A 20,971-nucleotide genomic window follows, 5' to 3' on the forward strand; every position below is an offset into this window, starting at 1 on the left:
GTGAGCGGTTCCGACCTCGTCATCCAAGGTGTCACCAAACGTTTCGGTTCCTTCGTCGCCGTCGACGATCTCGACCTGACCGTCCCAGAGGGCGCGTTCTACGCGTTGCTCGGACCCTCAGGCTGCGGCAAGACGACGACGCTGCGCATGGTCGCCGGTCTCGAGACCCCCACCGAGGGGTCGATCTCCCTCGGTGAGCAGGTGATCACCGACCTCAAGCCCTACAAGCGGCCGGTCAACACGGTGTTCCAGAGCTATGCGCTCTTCCCGCACCTGACGATCTTCGAGAACGTCGCCTTCGGCCTCCGTCGCCAGGGCAAGAAGGACGTCAAGCAGCAGGTGGGCGAGATGCTCGAGCTGGTCGAGCTCGGGCAGTACGCCGAGCGCAAGCCGACCCAGCTCTCCGGCGGGCAGCAGCAGCGCGTGGCGCTGGCCCGGGCGCTCATCAACCGACCCAAGGTGCTCCTCCTCGACGAGCCGCTCGGCGCTCTCGACCTCAAGCTGCGCAGGCAGATGCAGATCGAGCTGAAGCGGATCCAGACCGAGGTCGGCATCACGTTCGTCCACGTCACCCACGACCAGGAGGAGGCCATGACGATGGCCGACAACGTGGCCGTGATGAACGCCGGCGTGATCGAGCAGCAGGGCGAGCCGGTCGAGCTCTACGAGCACCCGCAGACCACGTTCGTCGCCAACTTCCTAGGGCAGTCCAACCTCATCCGGGGAGAGGCGAGCGCCGACGGCTCTCACGTGCGCATCGACGTGGAAGGGGCGGCGCTGCGAGCTCCGAGGGGACGTGCCGCGACGGAGTCCGGCGGGGTCTGGCTCGGCATCCGGCCCGAGAAGGTGTTCCTGTCCGAGGCGGGCACGGAGTCCCAGGACGGCTCCAACGCCCTGCGGGACGGCGTGATCACCGACGTCAGCTTCATCGGCGTCAGCACGCAGTACCTCGCCAAGATGCCGTGGGGCCAGGAGCTCATGGTCTTCGAGCAGAACACCGGCGCCCGCAAGGGCTTCCGGGTCGGTGACAAGGTCGACCTCCACTGGATGCCGGACCACACCTTCCTGCTCGACGCCCAGCAGGACGCGTCAGCGGGAGTCGAGCGCGAGGACGCTCTGTGAGCACAGTCCACGGGGGTGCTCCAGCGGAAGCGGCGGCGGTCGCCGCGGTGCCGGACACCGGGCGCAAGTCCGGGTTGACGGGCTACCTCCTGCTCGCGCCCGCCGGTCTGTGGCTCACGCTCTTCTTCATCGTCCCGCTGGTCAGCCTGATCAGCACCTCGCTCTACGACCCCGCAGGCTCGCTCGAGAACGGCTACGCCATGACCGGGCACGTCGGCAACTACACCTCGGTGCTGGCCGACTACTCCGAGCAGTTCCTCCGCTCGCTCGGGTACGCCGCGGTGGCGACCGTCGCCTGCATCCTGCTGGGCTACCCCCTGGCGTACGCCATCGCCTTCAAAGCAGGCCGGTGGCGCAACCTGATGCTGGTCGCCGTCATCGCGCCGTTCTTCACGTCGTTCCTGATCCGGACGCTCTCGTGGCAGCTGATCCTGAGCGACGAGGGCTGGGTCGTCGACATCCTCAAGTTCGTGCAGGTGCTCGGTGACGACGGACGTCTCTTGGCGACACCTCTCGCGGTCGTCACCGGCCTGACCTACAACTTCCTGCCCTTCATGGTGCTGCCGCTCTACGCATCGCTGGAGAAGATCGACCCGCGCCTGCACGAAGCCGGTGCCGACCTCTACGCGTCACCGTTCACGACCTTCCGCAAGGTGACGTTGCCACTCTCCCTCCCGGGTCTTGTCGCGGGCACGCTGCTCACCTTCATCCCGGCCGCCGGCGACTACATCAACGCCGAGCTGCTGGGCAACACCCGCACCCAGATGGTCGGCAACGTCATCCAGAACCTCTTCGACGGAGGCTCCTACCCCGAGGCAGCAGCACTGTCGGTGACGCTGATGGCCGTCATCGTGGTGATGGTGCTGGTCTACATCCGGAGAGCCGGCACAGAGGAGCTGGTGTGATGACCCGCATCGGGAAGTGGATCGGCGACCACCTGATCCTCGGCATCGGGCTGCTGGTGCTGCTCTACATGTTCGTGCCGATCTTCATCGTGATCCTGATGTCCTTCAACGCGCCCAAGTCGCGCATCGGCTACCGGTTCGACGGCTTCACCCTCGACAACTGGCTCAACCCTTGTGAGCCGTTCGGGATCTGCGACTCGGTCGTGCTCTCCATCCAGATCGGCCTGCTCAGCACGCTCTGCGCGACGATCCTCGGCACGTTGATGGCCTTCGCGCTGGTGCGGCACCGTTTCCGCGGCCGGGCCGTGGCCAACGTCTTCACCTTCCTGCCGATGGCCTCGCCCGAGATCGTGATGGGCTCCTCGCTGTTGGCGCTCTTCGTCACCGCGGGGTTCGCGGGCGTCCTCGGATTCTGGACGATCCTCATCGCCCACATCATGTTCTGTCTCTCGTTCGTGGTGGTCACGGTGAAGGCCCGGCTCGCAGGTCTGGACCCTCGACTGGAGCAGGCGGCCATGGACCTCTACGCCAACGAGTGGCAGACGTTCTGGCGGGTGACCTTCCCCCTGGTCTTCCCCGGCATCGTCGCCGCGGCGCTGCTGAGCTTCTCGTTGTCCTTCGACGACTTCATCATCACCAACCTCAACTCCGGTCAGGCCGTGACCTTCCCGATGTACGTGTGGGGCGCCGCCCAGCGCGGCATCCCGCCGCAGATCAACGTGATCGGCACCGTGATGTTCCTGCTGGCGCTGGCCCTGGTGCTCGCCGGTGAGGTCAACAACCGGCGCCGAGCCCGGGCACGTGCTTGAGTCGAGGCGAGGCCGACTAGCGTGATGCCGTGCATCGAGCGCTGACGTCGGCCGATCCTCGGGTCCTGTGGCTCACCGACCCGGACCGCCCCTCGGCGCTGCCCGCCCTCAGCGCCGACACGACGGCCGACCTGGTCGTCGTGGGCGGCGGCTACACCGGTCTCTGGACGGCGCTGCGTGCCCGCGAGCGCTACCCGGACCTCGACGTGCTCCTGCTCGACGGCGGCACCTGCGGCTGGCAGGCGTCCGGCCGCAACGGCGGTTTCGCGGACGCCTCGCTGACTCATGGCTACGGCAACGGGGTCGCGCGCTGGCCCGACGAGATCGCCGAGCTCGACCGGCTGGGGGAGGCCAACCTCGACGCGATCGAGGAGACGATCCGCCGCTACGACATCGACTGCCGGTTCGAGCGCAACGGCGGGCTCGACGTGGCGACCGAGCCGCACCAGGTCGACGAGCTGCGCGAGCTGGTGGAGGCGCGCCAGGCGGCCGGACACGACGTTCGGCTGCTCGATGCCGACGCCACGCGCGCCCTGGTGAACTCGCCGACGTACCTCGCCGCGCAGCACGATCCCCACGGCACCGCGCTGGTCGAGCCCGCGCGACTCGCCTGGGGGCTTCGGGCGGCCTGCTACGACCTCGGCGTCCGGATCCACGAGCACACCCGCGTCACGGGTCTGGAGGCGGACGCGGCGGGCGTGGTGGCCACCACCGACGCCGGCGTGCAGGTGCGCGCCGGGCGCGTCGCGCTCGGCACCAATGCCTTCACACCGTTGCTGCGCCGGCTGCGACTGATGACCGTGCCGGTCTACGACTACGTGCTGGCCACCGAGCCGCTCTCACCCGCGCAGCGCGACGCGATCGGCTGGGCCGAACGCCAGGGTGTCGGCGACGCGGCCAACCTGTTCCACTACTACCGCCTCACCCGTGACGACCGCATCCTCTGGGGCGGGTACGACGCCGTGTACCGCTACGGCTCGTCGATCCACCCCGAACACGAGCAGTCGGGCCGCACCCACGACCTGCTCGCCGAGCAGTTCTTCCAGACCTTCCCCCAGCTCGAGGGGCTGTCCTTCACCCACCGCTGGGCCGGCGTCATCGACACCTGCACGCGGTTCTCGGCCTTCTTCGGCACCGCTCACGGCGGCAGGACGGCGTACGCGCTCGGCTACACCGGTCTCGGTGTCGCCGCGACCCGCTTCGGCGCCGACGTCGTGCTCGACCTGCTGCACGGCGAGGACACCGAACGCACCCGTCTGGCCATGGTGCGCGAGAAGCCGTTGCCCTTCCCGCCCGAGCCGTTCCGCTCGGTCGGCATCAACCTGACGCGCTGGTCGCTCGAGCGCGCCGACGCGCAGGCCGGCCGTCGGAACCTGTGGCTGCGCGCCCTCGACAAGGCGGGCCTGGGCTTCGACAGCTGACTGCTTGTTGAGTTGGCCCGGAGGGCCCCTCGACTTGGCCCTCCGGGCCCCTCAATCCGTTGCTGTCGTTGCTCTTGACTTTCGCTGGCGCCCGGAGGGCCAAGTCGAGGGGCCCTCCGGGCCAACTCAACAGCTCAGAGCAGCGTCCAGGCTTTCTCGAGCACGACGCGCAGGATGGACTCCATCTCGTCGAAGTGCTCCTGGTCGCAGACCAGCGGGGGAGCGAGCTGGATGACCGGGTCGCCACGGTCGTCGGCGCGGCAGTAGAGGCCCGCGTCGAAGAGCGCGCGGGACAGGAAGCCGCGCAGCAGCCGCTCGGACTCGTCGTCGTCGAAGGTCTCCTTGGTGACCTTGTCCTTGACGAGCTCGATGCCGTAGAAGTACCCGTCGCCGCGCACGTCGCCGACGATCGGGAGGTCGGTGAGCTTCTCCAGCGTGGAGCGGAAGGTGCCCTCGTTGTCGCGGACGTGCTCGTTGATCTTCTCGTTCTCGAAGACGTCGAGGTTGGCCATCGCGACGGCGCAGGACACTGGGTGCCCGCCGAAGGTGTAGCCGTGCAGGAAGGAGTTCTGGCCCTTCAGGAACGGCTCCATCAGCCGGTCGGAGGCGATCATCGCGCCGAGCGGGCTGTAGCCGGAGGTGAGGCCCTTGGCGCAGGTGATGATGTCGGGCTGGTAGCCGTAGCGCTCCGCGCCGAACATGTGGCCGAGCCGCCCGAAGGCGCAGATGACCTCGTCGGAGACCAGCAGCACGTCGTACTGGTCGCAGATCTCGCGCACCCGCTCGAAGTAGCCGGGCGGGGGCGGGAAGCAGCCGCCGGAGTTCTGCACCGGCTCGAGGAAGACGGCGGCGACGGTGTCGGGGCCCTCGAACTCGATGGCCTCGGCGATCCGATCGGCGGCCCAGCGGCCGAACGCCTCGACGTCACCGTCGCCCGACGGGGCACCGGCCATCTCGTGCGCGCGGTAGAAGTTGGTGTTGGGGACCCGGAACGTCGAGGGCACCAGCGGCTCGAAGGGCGCCTTCATGCCGGGGATGCCGGTGATGGAGAGAGCGCCCTGCGGGGTGCCGTGGTAGGCGATCGCCCTGCTGATGACCTTGTGCTTGGTGGGCTTGCCGGTGAGCTTGAAGTACGCCTTGGCGAGCTTCCAGGCCGACTCGACGGCCTCGCCGCCGCCGGTGGTGAAGAAGATGCGGTTCAGGTCGCCCGGGGCGTAGCCCGCGACGCGCTCGGCCAGGGCGATCGCCTGGGGGTGCGCGTAGGACCACAGCGGCATGAACGCCAGCTCCGAGGCCTGCTTCGCGGCGGCCTCGGCCAGCTCGCGGCGGCCGTGGCCGAGCTGGTTCACGAACAGACCCGCGAGACCGTCGAGGTAGCGGCGGCCCTGGTCGTCGTAGATGTAGACGCCCTCGCCGCGCACGATGGTGGGCATCTCGTTGTCGGCGTAGACCGAGTGGCGCGAGAAGTGCAGCCAGAGATGGTCCTTCGCGGCCTGCTGCTGACGCTCCCGATCCTGGGGGTCGAGGGGGGTCGTCATGAGTCATATCCTCCTTGGCTGGTGTCAGCCCATCGTCTCGTCTCCGCCCACAACGCACAAGCGAATCCGCAGGAATCGTAGGTGAAGACGACGGAATTCGCAGATTTTGGACAGGGTGTCAGCGTGGCGCTGCCTCCCGGTGCGCTGGTAGGACTGTCCACCTGGGGAGGGCCAGCCTAGGAGAGGGGCGACCATGACGAGGTACGGCGCGCAGTTCGGACCGGACATCACCTTCCTCGGCGTGCCCGCTGCCGACCTCGACGAGCCGGCGACGTACGCCGACGCGGACGTCGTCATCGTGGGCGCGCCCTTCGACTCCGGCACCTCGCACCGGCCCGGCACACGGTTCGGACCATCCTCGATCCGGGGCACCGACTACCTCGCCCACGACGGTTCGCGACCGCACATGGCGCTGCGCGTCGATGCCCTCCAGGACCTGCGCGTCGTCGACGTCGGCGACGTGGAGATGCCCCCCGGCGAGATCGAGGTGGCGCACGCCGCTCTGGAGGCGGCGGTGTACGCCGTCGCGCAGACCGGCGCGGTCCCGCTCGTGCTCGGCGGCGACCACTCGATCACCCGGGCCGATGCGACCGGGGTGGCCCGGCACCGTGGGTTCGGCCGGGTCTCGATGATCCACTTCGACGCGCACGCCGACACCGGTGACATCGAGTTCGGGTCTCTCTACGGGCACGGACAGCCGATGCGGCGGCTGATCGAGTCCGGCGCCCTGCGGGGAGACCGGTTCCTCCAGATGGGCCTGCGCGGCTACTGGCCCGGCCCCGAGACGCTGGGCTGGATGGCCGAGCAGGACATGCGCTCCTACGAGATGACCGAGATCGTGAAGCGCGGTCTGGGGGCCTGCCTCGACGAGGCCTTCGAGATCGCTCTCGACGACTGCGACGCGGTCTTCCTGTCCGTCGACATCGATGTCTGCGACCCGGGCCACGCTCCCGGGACGGGCACGCCCGAGCCCGGCGGGCTCTCGTCGCGCGAGCTCCTCGACGCCGTACGCCGGATCTGCCGCGAGCTGCCCATCGCCGGCATCGACGTCGTGGAGGTCTCGCCGCCCTACGACCACGCCGAGATCACGACGTACCTCGCCAACCGGGTCTGTCTCGAGGCGCTCTCGGGGCTGGCCGTGGCCAAGCACGGTATCACCCACGACCCTGCCGGCCCGCTGCTCGAGGGGCGCTGATGGGCACGCTCTTCACCAACGGCGCCGTCTTCGACGGGCACCGCTACCTCGGCGCGCGGTCGGTGCTGGTCGAGGACGGCCGCGTCACCTCGGTGGTCGAGGAGGTTGCGCAGCAACCGTCACGAGACCACGACGTCGTCGACCTCGGCGGTGGCCTGGTCTCGCCGAGCTTCACCGATGCCCACGTGCACCCGATCCAGGGTGGGCTGGAGCGGCTGCGCTGCGACCTGTCGGAGCTCTCGACGCGCGAGGAGTACCTCGCCGCCATCAAGGCGTACGCCGACGCGAACCCCGACCTCGAGTGGATCCTCGGTGGTGGCTGGGGCATGCCGGCCTTCCCGGGCGGCAACCCGACGGCCGCCGACCTGGACGCCGCGGTGCCGGGCCGGGCGGTCTTCCTGCCCAACCGCGACCACCACGGCGCCTGGGTCAGCTCGCGTGCGATGGAGATCGCCGGTCTCGACCGCGACACCCCGGACCCGCCTGACGGGCGGATCGAGCGCGACGCCGACGGCCACCCGACCGGCACCCTGCACGAGGGGGCCACCGCCTTGGTCTCGCGGTTCCTCCCACGCACGACCGGCGCGGACTACTACGCCGCGCTGCTGGCCGGCCAGGCCTACCTGCACTCGCTCGGGGTCACCGCCTGGCAGGACGCGATCGTGGGCGCGTACTCCGGCATGGACGACCCCGCGTCGACGTACACCTCGGCCGCCGCCAACGGCGACCTGCGCTCGCAGGTGGTCGGCGCGCTGTGGTGGGAGCGCCGTCTGGGCGTCGAGCAGGTCGCCGACCTCGTGGGCCGCCGGGACGCGATGACGGCCGGACGCTTCCGCGCGACGACCGTGAAGATCATGCAGGACGGTGTCGCCGAGAACGGCACGGCCGCGATGCTCGACCCCTACCTCGACAGGTGCGGGCACGCGACCGAGAACCGCGGCCACTCCTTCGTGGAGGCCGGGTCACTGCGGGAGGCGGTGACGGCGCTGGACGCGGCGGGCTTCCAGGTGCACGTGCACGCGATCGGCGACCGCGGGATGCGGGAGGCGCTCGACGCCTTCGAGGGCACCGACCCCGAGCGCCGGCACCACATCGCGCACCTGCAGCTCATCCATCCCGACGACGTGCCGCGCTTCGGCGCGCTGGGGGTGGCCGCCAACATGCAGGCGTTGTGGGCGTGCCTCGACGAGCAGATGATCGACCTGACGCTGCCGTTCCTGGGGGAGACCCGGTCGGCGTGGCAGTACCCCTTCGGCGACCTGCACCGCGCCGGCGCCCGCCTGGTCGCCGGCAGCGACTGGCCGGTCTCCACGCCGGACCCGCTGGCCGCCATCCACACCGCGGTGACCAGGACGGCGTACGGCGACGAGGGCCGCGCGGGGTCCGAGCCCTTCCTCCCCGAGCAGGCGCTGGCCCTCGAGACCGCCTTCGCGGCGTACACCTCCGGCTCGGCCTGGATCAACGGCCGCGACCGCACGGACGGCGGAGGAGTCCTCGCACCCGGCGCGGCCGCCGACCTGGTCGTCCTCGACCGCGACCCCTTCTCCGGACGGCCCGAGGAGATCGGCGCCGCCCGCGTGGTCTCCACCTGGATCGACGGCGAGCGGGTCTTCGGCGGCTGAGGCGGGCCATCGAGCGCATGAGCTGCAGGGCGGAGGTGGGGGTCTCGTGCACCAGGAAGAGGGTGGCGCGCTCGTCGATCACGGGGTGGTGACGAGTCGCTGAACCTTCGGGGGTCAGCTGACCTCGTCCTCGTCGGGCAGCTCGTCGTCGGGATTGCGGCGCAGGTAGGCGCCGACCCGGTCGGACTCCATCGCGTCGAAGAGCACCTTGGCGCGGCGCTCGTCGACCACCACGATCGAGCCGGCGGCCGGATCGGTGGCGGTGCCGGAGTTGGGCAGCGTCACGAACCGCACCTTGTCACCGTCGAGCCCGCGCAGCCCGAAAGCGAGTCGTCGGATCTCGTTCTTGGGCCAGTCGTCCGTCGTGAGGTGACCGGTGATCGCTCTGAGGGTGGCGGGGAACCGGGTGACCGAGCCGACGGTCTCCTTCGAGAGCATCTTCTTCATGACCGCGCGCAGGAAGTTCTGCTGCCGGTCCACGCGGTCGAAGTCGCCCTGCGTGAGGCCGTAGCGCATCCGCACGTACTTGAGCGCCAGCACTCCCTCGAGGTGGACCTCGCCCTGCTTCCACTCCTGGTCCTGCTTGGAGTCGTAGACGTCCTCGGGGATGTAGACGTCGACGCCGCCGATCGCGGAGGTCAGCTCGCGGAACCCGTTGAAGTCGATGATCGCCATGTGGTCGATGTGCAGGCCGCTGAGCTCCTCCACGGTGCGCCAGGTGCCGAACGGGCCGTACTGCGAGAACGCCTCGTTGATCTTCGCCTCACCGTGCTCCTCCCCGTCCTGGTCGTAGATCGGCACGAACGAGTCGCGGGGGATCGAGACGAGGTACGCCGCCTTCCGGTCGGCGGGGACGTGCACCACCATCAGCGTGTCGCTGCGGTAGGCGCCGGGGTTCCACGCGCCGTCCTCGAGCAGCTCGGCCACGGTGGGCTTGTCGACGAGCTGCTCGGGGTCGTCGGCCCCCATGAGCAGGATGTTCAGCGACGTGTTCGGCGGCTTCTCGGGCCGTCCCTCGTCGTCGTTCTCGAACGGGGTGGCGATCTGCGTGATGTCGCCGAGCGCGTCGTTGAGGGTCCACAGGTACGCCGACACCGAACCCGCGACGAGCACCGACAGCGCCGTCACGATCGCTGCGAACCGTCGGTAGCCGTGCCGCCACTGCAGCACGGCGAGCACGAGCCCGGCGATCACCAGCACCAGGGCCAGGCCGACCGCGAGCCCGAGGTAGGCGTCGCGGTTGAGGAACCACACAGCGAGCAGCCCGACGGGGGCCACCACCATCACGACGAGGACCGGGCGACGGAGGTCCCGCAGGAAGGACGGCAGCGACGGCATGTGCGCATCGTCCCATCTCGTCTCGCCGACACAGCCATCGTCACCCCCGGCTGCGACGACGGATTCCGTCGTGGAATCGCGCTGCCTCTACAGAATTCGCAGGCCGCTGGCTAGGCTCCCCGCCATGGCCGACCAGACCTTCAAGAACGTCATCAACGGAGAGCTCGTCGACTCGGTGTCGGGGAAGACCTACGACGTCATCGACCCGACCACCGGCGAGGTGTACGCCCAGGCGCCGATGTCGGGCGCCGAGGACGTCGACCGCGCGTACGCCGCCGCGGCGACTGCCTTCGAGGAGTGGGGCGACAGCACGCCGCAGGACCGGGCCCGCGCGCTGCTCAGGATCGCCGACTCCATCGAGGCGCGCGCCGAGGAGATCCTCGCCGTCGAGTCGAAGGACACCGGAAAGCCCCTCGGCCTGACCATGTCGGAGGAGATGCCCTACGCGTCCGACCATTTCCGGTTCTTCGCCGGCGCGGCCCGGATCCTCGAGGGCCGTTCGGCCGGCGAGTACATGGCCGGCCACACGTCGTACGTGCGCCGTGAGCCGATCGGCGTGATCGGGCAGGTGACGCCGTGGAACTACCCGCTGATGATGATGATCTGGAAGATCGCGCCCGCCCTCGCCGCCGGCAACACGATCGTCCTCAAGCCCAGCGACACCACGCCGGCGTCGTCCACGCTGCTGGCCGAGCTGGCCCAGGAGTTCCTGCCGCCGGGCGTGCTCAACGTCGTGTGCGGCGACCGGGACACCGGGCGTCAGCTGATCGAGCACGACACCCCGCAGATGGTCGCGATCACCGGCTCGGTGCGCGCCGGCATGGAGGTCGCCAGGTCGGCGGCCGCCGACCTCAAGAAGGTGCACCTCGAGCTCGGCGGCAAGGCACCCGTCGTCGTCTTCGACGACGCCGACATCGAGGCGGCCGCGGGGTCGATCGCCGAGGCGGGCTACTTCAACGCCGGCCAGGACTGCACGGCCGCCACCCGGGTGATCGCCGGCCCCGGGGCGTACGACGACTTCGTCGCCGCGCTGACCGACGCCGCCAAGGGCATCAAGACGGGCATGCCCGACGACGAGGACGTGCTCTACGGGCCCATCAACAACGCCAACCAGCTCACGCACGTGAGCGGGATGGTCGACCGGTTGCCGGACCACGCGACGCTCAACACCGGCGGCAAGCAGCAGGGCGAGGCGGGCTACTTCTACGAGCCCACCGTGCTCTCCGGCCTGCGGCAGGACGACGAGCAGATCCAGACCGAGATCTTCGGGCCGGTGATCACCGTGCAGAAGTTCTCCGACGAGGCCGAGGCGGTGAAGTGGGCGAACGGCGTGAAGTACGGCTTGGCCTCCAGCGTGTGGACCAAGGACCACGGCCGAGCGATGCGGATGACCAAGCGGCTCGACTTCGGCTGCGTCTGGGTCAACACCCACATCCCGTTCATCTCCGAGATGCCGCACGGCGGCTTCAAGCACTCGGGCTACGGCAAGGACCTGTCCGTCTACGGCTTCGAGGACTACACCCGCCTCAAGCACGTCATGCACTTCTTGGGTGAGTGAGGTCTCGACTGCGCTCGACCACCGAACCGCTCGACCACCGAACCGCTCGACCACCGAACCGCTCGACCACCGAACCGCTCGACCACCGAACCGCTCGACCACCGAACCGCTCGACCACCGAACCGCTCGACCACCGAACCGCTCGACCACCGAGAGTGAGCAACATGAGAATCCTGCTGGTCGGCGCCGGCGGTGTCGGCGGTGCGTTCACCGCGATCGCCGCACGCCGTGACTTCTTCGAGCGGATCGTGGTCGCCGACTACGACGTGGCACGGGCCGAGAAGGGCGCGGCCACCGACGAGCGCTACGCCGCGGCGCAGATCGACGCGTCGTCCGCCGACTCGGTCGAGAGCCTGTGTCGCGAGCACGGCATCACCCACGTGATGAACGCCGTCGACCCTGTCTTCAACATGTCGATCTTCGAGGGCGCCTTCGCTGCCGGTGCCGACTACGTCGACATGGCGATGTCGCTGAGCAAGCCGCATCCCGACGCGCCGTACTCCAAGTGCGGGGTCAAGCTCGGCGACGAGCAGTTCGCGCAGGCGAGCCGCTGGGAGGGCGCCGGACGACTCGCGCTCGTCGGGATGGGGGTCGAGCCAGGTCTGTCCGACGTGTTCGCGCGGTACGCCGCCGACCACCTCTTCTCCGAGATCGACGAGCTCGGCACCCGCGACGGCGCCAACCTGGTCGTGACCGACGACGACGGCAACGAGGTCTTCGCGCCCTCGTTCTCGATGTGGACGACGATCGAGGAGTGCCTCAACCCGCCGGTGATCTACGAGAAGGCGCGGGCCGAGGTCGACGGCGGCTGGTTCACGACGCCGCCGTTCAGCGAGCCCGAGGTCTTCGACTTCCCCGAGGGCATCGGCCCGGTCGAGTGCGTCAACGTCGAGCACGAGGAAGTGCTTCTCATGCCGCGCTGGGTCGACTGCAAGCGGGCGACCTTCAAGTACGGGCTGGGTGACGAGTTCATCAACGTCCTCAAGGTGCTCCACACCCTCGGTCTCGACAAGACCGAGAAGGTGCGGGTCAAGGGCGTCGAGGTCAGCCCGCGTGACGTCGTCGCGGCGGTGTTGCCGGACCCCGCGACCGTGGGCCCGCGGATGAAGGGCAAGACCTGCGCCGGGCTCTGGGTCACCGGCACAGGGAAAGACGGTCAGCCGCGGTCGACGTACCTCTATCACGTCGTCGACAACGAGTGGACGATGCAGGAGTACGGGCACCAGTGCGTGGTCTGGCAGACCGCGATCAACCCCGTGGTCGCGCTCGAGCTGATCGCTCGCGGCATCTGGTCCGGGGCGGGCATCCTCGGCCCGGAGGCCTTCGACGCGCAGCCGTTCCTCGACCTGCTGACGGAGTACGGCTCGCCCTGGGGACAGGTGGAGAAGCAGCCTTAGTCGAGGGCGGCTGTGAGGAGCCGGAGCGTCTCCTCCCGGGTGACGGACCGGTCGGCTGCCGAGCCGGCGTACGCCCCCGCGACGGGGTGCAGCATGACCTCGTCGACGTCGTACGTCGTTGCCAGCTCGCGCACCTGCTCGGCGGCTGCCTTCGCGTCCCCGACGATCCAGCGGTCGAGCATGCCGGTCGCCAGGGCGTGGTGCTCGTCGGGGATCGTCACCGTCTCGGCCTCGTCCACGAGTCTCTGGGGTGCGAGCCGGCCGCCCGTGCGCAGGGCGAGCATCGACAGCAGGTTGGGCAGCACGAGCCGCTCTGCCTCCTCGTGGGTGTCGGCGACCACGGCGTTGACGGTCAGGAACGTGCGCGGCTCGGGGTGCTCCTCGCTGGGCCGGTAGTTCTCCCGGTAGAGGGCGAGCGCCTCTGCTGTGCCGCGACCCGAGAAGTGGTGGGCGAAGACGTACGGCAGGCCCTTCTCCGCGGCCAGGCGAGCGGAGTAGTCGGAGGAGCCGAGCAGCCAGACCGGGGCCACGCTCGTGGCCGCCGGGGTGGCGTTGAGGGCGTGCATGGTGCCGCCGACGCGCAGCCCGGCGCCGCCCGGCGACATCATCGTGATGATGTTGTCGACGTAGTGCGGGAACTGCTCGACCGCGTCGTCGGTCACGCCCCCCGCCCCGTGGCGGAGGGCAAAGCTGGTCACCGGGTCGGTGCCTGGCGCGCGGCCGATGCCGAGGTCGATGCGCCCGGGGTACGCCGCCTCGAGCAGCGCGAACTGCTCGGCCACCACCAACGGAGCATGGTTGGGCAGCATCACCCCGCCGGAGCCGACCCGGATCCGCTCGGTGGCGGCCGCGACCATCGCGACCAGGACCGGCGGGTTGGTCGCCGCCACCGCCGGCATGTTGTGGTGCTCCGCCAGCCAGTAGCGCCGCATGCCCAGCTCGTCAGCAACCCTCGCCAACGACCTGGTCGCGGCCAGCGCGTCACCGGTCGTCTGGTCGGAGCGCACGGGCACCAGGTCGAGCACGGACAGCGCAGGTGTGGTCACCTGGGCACAACCTCAGCTGATCGCCGGCCTATTCCGACCTCCTCGACCACCGGTCGGCCTCAGGCGGTCTGGGCGAAGGCCTCCGCGACCACGTCGAACCCCTCGTTCAGCAGGTCGTCGCCGATCGACAGCGGGGGCAGGAAGCGGAAGACGTTGCCCCAGGTGCCGCAGGTCAGGGTGACCACGCCGGCCTTGTGGCAGGCCGCGTTGACGGCGGCGGCGCGGGCGGCGTCGGGCCTGGTGGTGCCGGGCTCGCAGAGCTCGATCGCCATCATGGCGCCGCGACCGCGGATGTCGCCGATGACCGGGTGGTCGGCCTGGAGTGCCTCGAGCCGGCCGCGCATCAGGTCGCCGATGGCCCGGGCCCGCGAGACGAGGTTGTGCTCGCGCATCTCCTCGATCGAGCCGAGCGCACCCGCGCAGGCAACCGGGTTGCCGCCGTACGTACCGCCCAGGCCGCCCACGTGGACGGCGTCCATGAGGTCGGCGCGGCCGGTGACGCCCGCGAGCGGCATGCCGCCCGCGATGCCCTTGGCGGTGGTGACCAGGTCGGGTACGACGCCTTCGTGGTCGCACGCGAACCAGTCGCCGGTGCGACAGAAGCCGGACTGGATCTCGTCGGCGATGAACACGATGCCCTTGTCGGCGGTCCACTGACGCAGGGCCGGCAGGAAGCCGTCGGCCGGCACCACGAAGCCGCCCTCGCCCAGGATCGGCTCGATCGCCAGGCAGGCGAGGTTGTCGGCGCCCACCTGCTTCTCGAGCACGTCGATCGCGAGCGCCGCCGCGTCCGGGCCGGACAGCCCGTCGCGGAACGGGTAGGACATCGGCGCGCGGTAGACCTCGCCGGCGAACGGACCGAAGCCGTTCTTGTAGGGCATGTTCTTGGCCGTCATCGCCATCGTGAGGTTGGTGCGCCCGTGGTAGGCGTGGTCGAAGACCGCGACCGCGTCGCGGCCGGTGGCCACCCGCGCGATCTTGACGGCGTTCTCGACCGCCTCGGCACCGGAGTTGAAGAGCGCGGACTTCTTCGCGTGGTCGCCGGGGGTCAGCTCGGCGAGCTGCTCGCAGACGTCGACGTAGCCGTCGTACGGCGTGACCATGAAGCAGGTGTGCGTGAACGCCGCCACCTGCTCCTGCACGCGCCTGACGACGCGTGGGGCCGCGTTGCCGACCGACACCACGGCGATGCCGGAGCCGAGGTCGATGAGGGAGTTGCCGTCGACGTCGACGAGCACCCCGCCCCCGGCCGCCTCGATGAAGACCGGCAGCACGTTGCCGACCCCGTCGGCGACGAACGACTTCTTGCGGGCGAGGCGAGCGGACGACTCGGGTCCGGGGATCTCGGTGACGAGGCGACGCTCCTGCGGGAGCGTCGGGCCACCTTCGGCAGGCTGGGGCATGGCTGGAGACTAGTAAGAGTGAGACGCTGACCGCCATGGGTGCCTACCGCGCGACGTACGACCGTTCCCTGCAGGACCCTGAAGGATTCTGGCGGGACCAGGCGAGCCTGGTCGACTGGATCCGGAAGCCCGACAAGATCCTGGACGACAGCCGGGCGCCGTTCTACCGCTGGTACCCCGACGCCAGCCTCAACACCTGCTTCAACGCCCTCGACCGGCACGTCGTGCGCGGTCACGGGGACAGGGTCGCGCTGGTGCACGACTCGGCGTACGACGGGAAGTCCCGGTCGATCACGTACGCCCGCTTGCTCGAGGACGTGGCAGCGTTCGCCGGCGCCCTCCAGCAGCTCGGGGTCGGCAAGGGGGACCGGGTCGTCATCTACCTGCCGATGATCCCGGAGGCGGCGATCGCGATGCTCGCCTGCGCCCGCATCGGGGCGGTCCACTCCGTCGTGTTCGGCGGCTTCGCGCCGGCGGAGCTGGCGGTGCGCATCGACGACGCCCAGCCGAAGGTCGTCGTGTCGGCGTCGTGCGGCATCGAGCCGACCCGGGTCATCGAGTACAAGCCGATCCTCGACAAGGCCCTCGAGCGCGCTCACCACAAGCCGGACGCAGTGGTCCTCAAGCAGCGACCCCAGGCCGAGGCGACCATGGTCGACGGGCGCGACCTCGACTGGGAGGACGTGATGCGCGCGGGCCGCGCCAACCCGGCAGCGTGCGTCGAGGTGGAGGCGACCGACCCTCTCTACATCCTCTACACCTCCGGCACCACCGGGAAGCCGAAGGGCGTCGTGCGCGACAACGGCGGGCACGCGGTGGCGCTGGCCTGGTCGCTGCCGAACATCTACGGCGTGGGAGAGGGCGACGTCTGGTGGACCGCGTCCGACGTGGGCTGGGTGGTCGGCCACTCCTACATCGTCTACGCGCCGCTGCTCACGGGCGCGACGACGATCCTCTACGAGGGCAAGCCTGTCGGGACGCCCGACGCCGGCGCCTTCTGGCGGGTCATCGCCGACCACAAGGTGAAGGCGCTCTTCACCGCGCCGACGGCCTTCCGGGCGATCAAGAAGGAGGACCCGGAGGGACGGCTGCGGGCGGCGTACGACGTCTCGAGCCTGGAGACGCTCTTCCTGGCGGGGGAGCGGACCGACCCCGACACCTACCACTGGGCCAGCGACTCGCTCGGCGTTCCCGTCATCGACCACTGGTGGCAGACCGAGACCGGTTGGCCCATCGCGGCCAACCTGCGCGGCCTCGAGCCGATGCCGATCAAGCCCGGCTCGCCCTCGGTCCCGGTGCCGGGCTGGGACGTGCGGGTGCTCGACGAGCGCGGCCAGGAGGTGCCCGCCGGTACGGAGGGCGCGATCTGCGTGCGGCTGCCGCTGCCGCCAGGGGCGCTCCCGACGCTGTGGAACGACGACGAGCGGTTCGTGGCGTCGTACCTCTCGGCGTTCGAGGGCTACTACCTGTCGGGCGACGGTGGCTACATGGACGAGGACGGCTACCTCTACGTCATGGGGCGCACCGACGACGTGATCAACGTGGCCGGCCACCGCCTCTCGACGGGCTCGATGGAGGCGGTGCTCGCCCAGCACCCAGCCGTCGCCGAGTGCGCCGTCATCGGCGTGGCCGACCAGATGAGGGGTCAGCTGCCGCGCGGCTTCGTCGTCCTCAAGGCCGGCGTGGACAGGGACCCCGACGAGCTGGCTCGCGAGCTCGTGCAGCTGGTGCGCGACGAGATCGGCGCGGTCGCGGCGCTCAAGGACGTGAGCGTGGTGGGCGGCCTCCCCAAGACCCGCAGCGGCAAGATCCTGCGCAAGACGATGCGAGAGATCGCCGACGGGCACGACCCCGCGGTGCCCTCGACCATCGAGGACGCCGCGGTCCTCGACAGCTTGAGGCCGGCGCTGCGCCGCGGGTGACAGCCGGTGACACGGACGCGGACCTCGATGTCGGCAGAATGGCGTCGTGACGCGACGTGACGTAGTGGTCCTGGGGTCGACGGGGTCGATCGGGACACAGGCGCTCGACCTGGTGCGAGAGAGCCCGGACCGGTTCCGCGTCGTCGGGCTCACGGCCGGCGGGTCGAACCCCGAGCTGTTCGAGAAGCAGGTGGCCGAGTTCGCGCCGGCGTACGCCGGGCTGGGCGAGGACGCCTCGTCCGAGGCGGCCGCGATGGACTGCGACGTCGTCCTCAACGGCATCACCGGTGCCGTGGGGCTGCGGCCGACGCTGGCCGCGCTCGAGGCCGGCAACACCCTGGCGCTGGCCAACAAGGAGTCGCTGATCGTCGGCGGCCCGCTCGTCACCCGGCTCGCCGCCCCCGGGCAGATCGTGCCGGTCGACAGCGAGCACTCCGCGCTCGCGCAGTGCCTGCGCGCAGGCCGCGCGGAGGAGGTACGCCGCCTCGTGCTGACCGCGTCGGGTGGCCCGTTCCGCGGCTGGTCGGCCGACCGGCTGCGCGACGTGACACCCCAGCAGGCGTTGGCGCACCCGACGTGGGCGATGGGTCCCGTCATCTCGATCAACTCCGCCACCCTCGTCAACAAGGGACTGGAGGTGATCGAGGCGCACCTGCTCTTCGGGCTCGACTTCGACCGGATCGAGGTCGTGGTGCACCCGACGAGCGTCGTCCACTCGATGGTGGAGTTCATCGACGGCTCGACCATTGCGCAGGCGAGCCCGCCGACGATGCGCATCCCCATCGCGCTCGCGCTCGCGTGGCCCGACCGGGTGCCCGCGGCCGGGGCGCCCGTCGACTGGACCCGACCCGAGACGTGGGAGTTCTTCCCGCTCGACGACGAGGCGTTCCCCGCCGTCGCGCTGGCCCGTGAGGCGGGGGTCGCTGGCGGCACGGCGCCGGCGGCGTACAACGCGGCCAACGAGGTCTGCGTGGAGGCCTTCCTCGACGGCCGGATGAGCTTCGCCGACATCGTGCCGACCGTGCGGATGGTGCTGCACGCCCACGCGGCAGCCGAGGCCCCGGTATCCTCGGAGGCGACCGACCTGACCGTCGACGACGTGCTCGCCGTCGACTCCTGGGCCCGCGAGAGGGCCCTCCTGCCCACCGCCTAGGGGACCAGATGACCGCGCTGCTCTACGTGCTGGGCGTCGTCGTCTTCGTGGCCGCGATCCTGGTGTCGATCGGTCTGCACGAGCTCGGTCACATGATCCCGGCGAAGGCGTTCGGCGGGAAGGTCACCCAATACTTCATCGGCTTCGGCCCGACCGTGTGGAGCAGGCAGGTCGGCGAGACCGAGTACGGCGTGAAGGCGATCCCGCTCGGCGGCTACGTCAAGATCGTGGGGATGCTGCCGCCGGGCGCCGACGACCTCGGAGAGGTCGAGCACGACGAGAACGGCGAACGGGTCCTGCGGGTCCGCAAGTCCAACACCGGCATGTTCACCCAGCTCATCTCCGACGCACGCGCGGCGGAGTGGGAGCACGTGAAGCCCGGTGACGAGGGTCGGCTCTTCTACCGCATGGCGTGGTGGAAGAAGGTCGTGGTGATGGCGGGCGGCCCGACCGTCAACATCCTCATCGCCTTCTTCCTCTTCTGGGGCGTCTACGCGACGTACGGCAACCCGGTCGAGCCGAACGTCGAGCCGGTCGTCGAGGAGGTCCTCGACTGCGTCGTCCCCTACTCCGAGGACGGACGCACGTGCGAGCCCACCGACGAGGTGACCCCTGCCAAGCTCGCCGGCCTCCAGCCCGGCGACGAGTTCGTCGCCGTCAACGGACGGCCGGTGACGTCGTGGGAGGAGCTCCAGGACCAGATCCGCAGCAACTCCGACGGCGAGGTGACGCTGCTCATCGACCGCGGCGGAGAGCAGCTGGAGGTCACCACCAACACCATCGTCACGGCACGGCCCATCAGCGAGGACCCGACGGACGAGACGCTGACGCAGGTGGGCTTCCTCGGCGTCCAGCCCACCGTGGACGGGCTCGTGCACGGCGGTCCGCTCTACACCGTGCGTGACATGGGCGACAAGACCGTGCACAGCCTGCAGGCCCTGGCCCAGCTGCCGGTGAAGGTCTGGGGCGTCGCGAAGGCGATCGTCGGCGTCGAGGAGCGAGCGGCCGACAGCCCGGTGAGCATCGTCGGCGGCGGCCGGATCGCAGGTGAGACCGCGTCGACCGACCTGATCCCCAACGACAGCAAGATCGCCTTCCTCGCGTTGATCGTGGGCGGGTTCAACCTCTTCATCGGGCTCTTCAACTTCGTGCCGTTGCTGCCGCTCGACGGCGGACACATCGCCGGCGCACTCTACGAAGCGCTGCGCCGCGGGCTCGCGCGCCTGCGCCGCCGGCCCGACCCGGGCTACGTCGACGTCGCGCGGCTGCTGCCGGTGGCGTACGTCGTCGCCTCGGCGCTCCTGGTGATGGGGGTCGTGCTCATCGTCGGAGACCTCGTGGCCCCCGTCGACACCGGCTTCTGACGCTCCCGCCAGTAATCTCTGAGGCATGACGTCCGTCGGTCTGGGCATGCCCGCGCTGCCTCCTCCCGTGCTCGCCCCCCGCAGGAAGACCCGGCAGATCCAGGTCGGCAAGGTGGGCGTCGGCAGCGACCACCCGATCTCGGTCCAGTCGATGACGACCACGCTGACCTCCGACGTCAACAGCACGCTCCAGCAGATCGCCGAGCTGACCGCCACGGGCTGCGACATCGTCCGGGTGGCGTGCCCCAGCCAGGACGACGCCGACGCGCTTCCCGAGATCGCGCGGCACTCGCAGATCCCGGTGATCGCCGACATCCACTTCCAGCCCAAGTACGTCTTCGCGGCGATCGAGGCCGGCTGCGCCGCCGTCCGCGTCAACCCCGGCAACATCCGCAAGTTCGACGACCAGGTGAAGGAGATCGCCGCAGCCGCCAAGGACCACGGCACCTCCATCCGCATCGGCGTGAACGCAGGATCGCTCGACAAGCGGCTGCTGGAGAAGTACGGCAAGGCCACTCCCGAGGCGCTCGTCGAGAGCGCGGTGTGGGAGGCGGGCCTCTTCGAGGAGCACGGCTTCCACGACTTCAAGATCTCGGTCAAGCACAACGACCCGGTCGTGATGGTGCGGGCCTACGAGCTGCTCGCCCAGGCCGGGGACTGGCCGCTGCACCTCGGGGTGACCGAGGCGGGGCCGGCGTTCCAGGGCACGATCAAGTCGGCGGTGGCCTTCGGTCACCTGCTGAGCCAGGGGATCGGCGACACCATCAGGGTCTCGCTGTCGGCACCTCCGGTCGAGGAGGTCAAGGTGGGGCTGCAGATCCTCGAGTCGCTCAACCTCAAGCCGCGGCGGCTCGAGATCGTCTCGTGCCCGTCCTGCGGTCGCGCCCAGGTCGACGTCTACAAGCTCGCCGACGAGGTCACCGCCGGGCTCGAGGGCATGGAGGTCCCGCTGCGGGTGGCCGTGATGGGGTGTGTCGTCAACGGTCCCGGTGAGGCCCGCGAGGCCGACCTGGGCGTCGCCTCGGGCAACGGCAAGGGCCAGATCTTCGTCAAGGGCGAGGTGATCAAGACCGTCCCCGAGTCGCAGATCGTCGAGACCCTCATCGAGGAGGCCATGCGGCTCGCCGAGCAGATGGAAGCCGTCGAGGGCTCCGAGCCCTCCGTCAGCGTCAGCTGAC

The 20,971-nt window shown here is 69.9% G+C and carries 16 protein-coding genes; 12 read left to right on the plus strand and 4 right to left on the minus strand.

Going from position 1 to position 20,971, the window contains the following annotated elements:
- The 4 genes from ABD295_RS03255 to ABD295_RS03270 are packed head-to-tail and all read left to right on the plus strand — an operon-like array spanning position 1 to position 4,257.
- Positions 1-1,122 carry an ABC transporter ATP-binding protein gene (locus ABD295_RS03255; protein WP_344302177.1) on the plus strand — a complete coding sequence of 374 codons (1,122 nt, stop codon included), beginning with the start codon at positions 1-3 and terminating at the stop codon, positions 1,120-1,122.
- Complete coding sequence (locus ABD295_RS03260; RefSeq protein WP_344302178.1) at positions 1,119-2,027, plus strand: ABC transporter permease; 909 nt, start codon at positions 1,119-1,121, stop codon at positions 2,025-2,027. Before ABD295_RS03255 ends, ABD295_RS03260 begins: the two co-directional genes overlap by 4 nt.
- Positions 2,027-2,836, plus strand: a complete 810-nt coding sequence (locus ABD295_RS03265) for an ABC transporter permease (RefSeq protein ID WP_344302179.1) — start codon at positions 2,027-2,029, stop codon at positions 2,834-2,836. Before ABD295_RS03260 ends, ABD295_RS03265 begins: the two co-directional genes overlap by 1 nt.
- 29 nt (positions 2,837-2,865) lie before the next feature.
- Complete coding sequence (locus tag ABD295_RS03270) at positions 2,866-4,257, plus strand: NAD(P)/FAD-dependent oxidoreductase (RefSeq protein ID WP_344302180.1); 1,392 nt, start codon at positions 2,866-2,868, stop codon at positions 4,255-4,257.
- A gap of 134 nt (positions 4,258-4,391) precedes the next feature.
- Here the strand turns inward: ABD295_RS03270 and ABD295_RS03275 are convergent, their stop codons facing one another.
- On the minus strand, positions 4,392-5,795 hold the full coding sequence (locus ABD295_RS03275; RefSeq protein WP_344302181.1) for an aspartate aminotransferase family protein: 1,404 nt from the start codon (positions 5,793-5,795) through the stop codon (positions 4,392-4,394).
- A gap of 193 nt (positions 5,796-5,988) precedes the next feature.
- On the opposite strand from ABD295_RS03275, the gene speB reads away from it, so the two are divergent.
- Both speB and ABD295_RS03285 read left to right on the plus strand, forming a co-directional pair.
- Positions 5,989-6,990, plus strand: coding sequence for an agmatinase (gene speB, locus ABD295_RS03280; protein ID WP_344302182.1), 1,002 nt, complete (start codon positions 5,989-5,991; stop codon positions 6,988-6,990).
- Positions 6,990-8,612 carry an amidohydrolase gene (locus tag ABD295_RS03285; protein WP_344302183.1) on the plus strand — a complete coding sequence of 541 codons (1,623 nt, stop codon included), beginning with the start codon at positions 6,990-6,992 and terminating at the stop codon, positions 8,610-8,612. The genes speB and ABD295_RS03285 overlap by 1 nt, the downstream gene beginning before the upstream one ends.
- A 114-nt stretch (positions 8,613-8,726) precedes the next feature.
- Here the strand turns inward: ABD295_RS03285 and ABD295_RS03290 are convergent, their stop codons facing one another.
- Positions 8,727-9,950, minus strand: a complete 1,224-nt coding sequence (locus tag ABD295_RS03290) for an LCP family protein (RefSeq protein WP_344302184.1) — start codon at positions 9,948-9,950, stop codon at positions 8,727-8,729.
- Between the two features lie 124 nt (positions 9,951-10,074).
- Here ABD295_RS03290 and ABD295_RS03295 point away from each other — a divergent pair, with 124 nt between their 5' ends.
- Positions 10,075-11,508: a gamma-aminobutyraldehyde dehydrogenase gene (locus ABD295_RS03295; RefSeq protein ID WP_344302185.1), complete on the plus strand. Its 1,434-nt coding sequence runs from the start codon at positions 10,075-10,077 to the stop codon at positions 11,506-11,508.
- A 164-nt stretch (positions 11,509-11,672) separates the two neighbouring features.
- Positions 11,673-12,905 (plus strand): saccharopine dehydrogenase family protein, encoded by a 1,233-nt coding sequence (locus tag ABD295_RS03300; protein ID WP_344302186.1) that lies wholly within the window; start codon positions 11,673-11,675, stop codon positions 12,903-12,905.
- Here the strand turns inward: ABD295_RS03300 and ABD295_RS03305 are convergent.
- The gene (locus tag ABD295_RS03305; protein WP_344302187.1) at positions 12,902-13,951 is read right to left on the minus strand and encodes an LLM class flavin-dependent oxidoreductase; all 1,050 of its coding nucleotides are present in this window, start codon (positions 13,949-13,951) and stop codon (positions 12,902-12,904) included. The two genes, ABD295_RS03300 and ABD295_RS03305, sit on opposite strands and share 4 nt — an antisense overlap.
- 59 nt (positions 13,952-14,010) lie before the next feature.
- The gene (gene gabT, locus ABD295_RS03310; RefSeq protein ID WP_344302188.1) at positions 14,011-15,354 is read right to left on the minus strand and encodes a 4-aminobutyrate--2-oxoglutarate transaminase; all 1,344 of its coding nucleotides are present in this window, start codon (positions 15,352-15,354) and stop codon (positions 14,011-14,013) included.
- Between the two features lie 26 nt (positions 15,355-15,380).
- Between gabT and ABD295_RS03315 the strand changes: the two genes are divergently transcribed.
- Genes ABD295_RS03315 through ispG form a run of 4 tightly spaced genes read left to right on the plus strand, consistent with a single transcriptional unit; the run spans position 15,381 to position 20,970 of the window.
- Complete coding sequence (locus tag ABD295_RS03315; RefSeq protein WP_344302703.1) at positions 15,381-17,276, plus strand: propionyl-CoA synthetase; 1,896 nt, start codon at positions 15,381-15,383, stop codon at positions 17,274-17,276.
- A 46-nt stretch (positions 17,277-17,322) separates the two neighbouring features.
- The gene (gene dxr, locus ABD295_RS03320; RefSeq protein WP_344302189.1) at positions 17,323-18,429 is read left to right on the plus strand and encodes a 1-deoxy-D-xylulose-5-phosphate reductoisomerase; all 1,107 of its coding nucleotides are present in this window, start codon (positions 17,323-17,325) and stop codon (positions 18,427-18,429) included.
- Positions 18,430-18,437: 8 nt separating this feature from the next.
- On the plus strand, positions 18,438-19,793 hold the full coding sequence (locus ABD295_RS03325) for a M50 family metallopeptidase (RefSeq protein ID WP_344302190.1): 1,356 nt from the start codon (positions 18,438-18,440) through the stop codon (positions 19,791-19,793).
- 25 nt (positions 19,794-19,818) lie between these two features.
- Positions 19,819-20,970: a flavodoxin-dependent (E)-4-hydroxy-3-methylbut-2-enyl-diphosphate synthase gene (ispG, locus tag ABD295_RS03330; protein WP_344302191.1), complete on the plus strand. Its 1,152-nt coding sequence runs from the start codon at positions 19,819-19,821 to the stop codon at positions 20,968-20,970.
- Position 20,971: the final 1 nt, after the last annotated feature.

Origin of the sequence: Nocardioides bigeumensis (assembly GCF_039531755.1) — a bacterium.
In the GTDB taxonomy this organism is placed as follows: domain Bacteria; phylum Actinomycetota; class Actinomycetes; order Propionibacteriales; family Nocardioidaceae; genus Nocardioides; species Nocardioides bigeumensis.

Excerpts from the sequence above, each read along its gene's own strand:
- ABD295_RS03265 (WP_344302179.1), top strand. The coding sequence starts at position 2,027 with ATGACCCGCATCGGGAAGTGGATCGGCGACCACCTGATCCTCGGCATC.
- ABD295_RS03275 (WP_344302181.1), bottom strand. The coding sequence starts at position 5,795 with ATGACGACCCCCCTCGACCCCCAGGATCGGGAGCGTCAGCAGCAGGCC.
- speB (WP_344302182.1), top strand. The coding sequence starts at position 5,989 with ATGACGAGGTACGGCGCGCAGTTCGGACCGGACATCACCTTCCTCGGC.
- ABD295_RS03285 (WP_344302183.1), top strand. The coding sequence starts at position 6,990 with ATGGGCACGCTCTTCACCAACGGCGCCGTCTTCGACGGGCACCGCTAC.
- ABD295_RS03290 (WP_344302184.1), bottom strand. The coding sequence starts at position 9,950 with ATGCCGTCGCTGCCGTCCTTCCTGCGGGACCTCCGTCGCCCGGTCCTC.
- ABD295_RS03295 (WP_344302185.1), top strand. The coding sequence starts at position 10,075 with ATGGCCGACCAGACCTTCAAGAACGTCATCAACGGAGAGCTCGTCGAC.
- ABD295_RS03300 (WP_344302186.1), top strand. The coding sequence starts at position 11,673 with ATGAGAATCCTGCTGGTCGGCGCCGGCGGTGTCGGCGGTGCGTTCACC.
- gabT (WP_344302188.1), bottom strand. The coding sequence starts at position 15,354 with ATGCCCCAGCCTGCCGAAGGTGGCCCGACGCTCCCGCAGGAGCGTCGC.
- ABD295_RS03325 (WP_344302190.1), top strand. The coding sequence starts at position 18,438 with ATGACCGCGCTGCTCTACGTGCTGGGCGTCGTCGTCTTCGTGGCCGCG.
- ispG (WP_344302191.1), top strand. The coding sequence starts at position 19,819 with ATGACGTCCGTCGGTCTGGGCATGCCCGCGCTGCCTCCTCCCGTGCTC.